Annotated in this window: 4 protein-coding genes; all 4 read left to right on the forward strand. The window is 29.7% G+C overall.

Features of this window, described 5'->3' with window-relative positions:
- Positions 1-234: 234 nt before the first annotated feature.
- The 4 genes from HGB55_RS14560 (at position 235) to HGB55_RS14575 (ending at position 3,355) form a co-directional block, all read left to right on the forward strand.
- Positions 235-534 (forward strand): hypothetical protein, encoded by a 300-nt coding sequence (locus tag HGB55_RS14560; protein ID WP_168817737.1) that lies wholly within the window; start codon positions 235-237, stop codon positions 532-534.
- Between the two features lie 12 nt (positions 535-546).
- Complete coding sequence (locus HGB55_RS14565; RefSeq protein ID WP_168817739.1) at positions 547-1,014, forward strand: YrzE family protein; 468 nt, start codon at positions 547-549, stop codon at positions 1,012-1,014.
- A gap of 182 nt (positions 1,015-1,196) precedes the next feature.
- Complete coding sequence (locus HGB55_RS14570; protein ID WP_009780324.1) at positions 1,197-1,922, forward strand: superoxide dismutase; 726 nt, start codon at positions 1,197-1,199, stop codon at positions 1,920-1,922.
- Positions 1,923-2,191: 269 nt separating this feature from the next.
- Positions 2,192-3,355, forward strand: a complete 1,164-nt coding sequence (locus HGB55_RS14575) for a hypothetical protein (RefSeq protein ID WP_168817741.1) — start codon at positions 2,192-2,194, stop codon at positions 3,353-3,355.
- The last annotated feature ends 269 nt before the right edge of the window (positions 3,356-3,624 follow it).

Below are 3,624 nucleotides of genomic sequence, written 5' to 3' on the forward strand. Positions count from 1 at the left end.
ATGACAATTGGAGACATTTTATGGTGGCGGCTGACAGACTCCGTATTTAAAAAATTGTATATTTACAGATGTACAAAATACTAAACACAACAACCCATATACGCCATTAAAACGGCGCATATAGAAATCGTTGTGTGTAATATGTGAAAAAAATCTTAAATAATAATTTATGGATAATTAATATTTGAAAATTCCGTTTATATTTGTAACTTGTTGCATAAACCCTTATTTAGAATGAATTTAATTAATAAAAAAGATTTTTTATCAATTCCAAAAAAGAAAAAAGAAAATATTTGGGATGATTTTATCATTCAAGAATATTATTCTGACTATTTTAATGAATTGAGCTCGAAAGAGTTAGACTCTGAATTCCAAAAAGAACTTAGTGTTTTAGTGAAATCATTGAGTAAATTAAACGAATCAGAAAGAAAGGCAATGATTAATATTCTAGCTGATGTTATTAATTTTTATATCGAAAATAAAGTTAATAAAGAATTAGAAAATTCATTTTCACATATTTTTAAAATGTTTTAAAAAAATTATTCTATGACTAAAGATGATATGAATTCTGAAAATGACGTTCAAGTAACTGCAAATTCAATTGAAAAAGAAGAAATAAAAAGTGAAAAAACCAATATTGACTCAGAAGGAATTATCCCTGATGAGATTTTAGAAGCAATTCCAGAGGAAGAACGAGGAAAAGTTGTTAGTATAATTAAACAATCAATGTTTTCTGGAATTTCAAGACGATCAAACCCAATAGCTGATAAAATTACTCCTGATCATATAACGACATTGATTTCGAATTCTGATGAAAATGATAAAAGAGATAGAGTTGAACGAAAGTCTGAACGTAATTACAATTTAATATTAATAGTAATAGGTTTGCTATTTATTGGATTTTTAATTGTTTATCTTCAATCTAATTTGAGTTTATTGATTACTATTATAACTGCAATACTTTCTTTTATTGGAGGTTTTGGGTTCGGTAAATCACAAAAAAGTTCAGTATAAACATACTACACACAACACCGTACAAAATCAATTGCTAGGTTCTAGCACATTTACGAAAATCCGTGAGGATTTTCCCGGTCAGTAATTATTTAATAAATTTAGTGCTTTAATACGCAACTAATCTTGTACAAACTCGTTGGCAGTAATGTGGAAAAACGAGATAAATTGAAAAAAGTATAAATATGGACAGAAAAGAATTTTTAAGAAACACGGCAATTTTAGGTGGAGCGACAATCCTACCAATGAACAACGTTTTTTCACAAAATGTAACGGAAAACGGAATTGACAGATTAGTGGACAGTAATGGAAATTTCATTCAAAAATCACTTCCATACAATAAAACTTTTTTGGAGCCACATATGGATGAAGAAACCTTACATCTGCACTTTGAATTTCATCACGGTGGAGCAGTAAAAGGGGCAAACACAGATTTGATTAAAATTAAGGAACATCTAAAATCGGGCGATTTAGACCAAGTGGATTTGTGGACCCGAAAGTTAGCTTACCACTTTTCAAGCCACGTGCTTCATTCCATCTTTTGGACGAACTTAACGAATAAAAAAACTGAACCCAAAACTGAACTCTTAAAACAGATAGAAAAGGATTTCGGTTCATTTGACAAACTGAAAAGCTATATCGGGAAAATATCAAAAACTGTAGAAGGAAGCGGTTGGGGTATTTTGGGTTACCAACCTTATTCGGATAGCTTGACATTGTTACAATGCGAAAATCATCAAAAATTAACACAATGGGGAGTTGTTCCGATTTTGGTGATTGATGTTTGGGAACACGCCTATTATTTGAAATACAAAAATAAAAGAGCCGATTTTGTTGATACAGTTCTTGAAATTATCAATTGGGACAATGTAGCTGACCGATTTATGACAGCAAAACGACTGACAAAATAAACACTACTGCCAACAATGGCTATAAGTAATTGCTTGTTCTCGCCTACTTCTGAAAATCCTCACGGATTTTCAGTTTGGTGTGTACTTGCAAAGTTAAGTGCTAAACCACGCAACTACTCATAGCCGAAACCGTTAGCAAACATATGAAAACAAACAACATTCTTTACTTAATAATTTTGTGCTTTTTGATGATAGGTTGTGATAATCTGTCAAAAAAGGAAAAAAATGCTCAAAACTATATGACGCAAATCGCACAGAATACAAACAGAATGATGAAACTTCCAGCTAAAGTTGATGAATTCACTTTCGCAGAAAAGGTAAAATTTGATAAAGAAACTAACACAATTATTTATACTTACATAATTGATAAAAATGATTACGGCACTTCAAACGACTTTAATAATTCTTTCAAACAAATAGAAAATGAGCAAATTATAAGAGCAAAAGAAAATCAAGGAAATGACATCAATTACCAAACTTTAGGAGTAACAATAAAATCGGTTTACAAAAGCAAAGAAAACGATATTTTGTACAGCTTTGATATAAGACCAAAAGATTACATTCAAAGTAAAATTCCAAATCAAAAAAACGAAATTAAGGAAAAGACAAAAAGTAGATTTTCAGACGAATCCTTCAAATTAAACCTTAATAACGGATTGAGCTATAAATTCGGAGACGAATTCAATAAAGACAAAAAACTGATTTTTTCTACAATATCCTCTTCCCAAACGACAACTTTGCATTTAACCACAGAAATTGGAAATCCCTTTGGAGAAATAATTGAGAAAACTCAAATTGTAGTGGAATTAGTTTTAAAATATAAAGCAGGTACAATCACGTTTAAATCAAAAGAATATCGTGATTATCTTACAGAAACGGAAAAGTTGAGCGATTACGATGTATCCTCATTTTTTAAGAATCACACAAATACTAACTTGGAGGAACTTCAACGTTATGCTAATTATCTAGATTTAACCAGAGAAAACTGGAAAAGAACAGACAAAGACAATAAAGAAGATGTTAAACTACTTGAAAGTGAAAATAAATATATTAAAGAAAAAAGATATAAATACTCTGAAAAAGATTTGACAAGACTAAAAGGTTTAATAGAAGAATTTGAAAATTATTTTGATAATAGTAATAATTATAATTATTTCACCAATATCACAGAGAATAAATATTCGCCAAATTTAATAAATACAAAATCCAACTTTTGTTTAAGGCTTTTTAATGATTTTGAGCAAGTTGAAGATGCCAACAACATTAATTACATCCCAACAATAGATAAATTCAAAGTACAAAATGCAGAGGCAAGAATATATTTGACAGCAACAAATACCAACGGATTTGAATTTAATGATTTGGTAAAGACAATAAATATTACGGACAAATGGAATAGTAATTTTGTAAAATATAACCTTTTAGAAAATTAGAGCGGATAAAATACGTTTGCTAACACCGTGTATAATTAATTGCTAGGTCACTGCCGACTTACGAAAATTCCGCTGGAATTTTCTATCTGTGATTTGTTTGCTAACTTTAAGGCTTAACCACGCAACTAACCATACACAATCACGTTGTACATAATGCGAAAAAACGAAAACGAATCCAAAACGGAATAAAAACACACTTAATTTCCAATTTAAAATATCAAAATTAAAAATAGAACTTTAAGAACTCATAAAAAATAACAGAATGAAAG

Source organism: Lutibacter sp. B1 (assembly GCF_012524075.1).
In the GTDB taxonomy this organism is placed as follows: Bacteria; Bacteroidota; Bacteroidia; order Flavobacteriales; family Flavobacteriaceae; genus Lutibacter.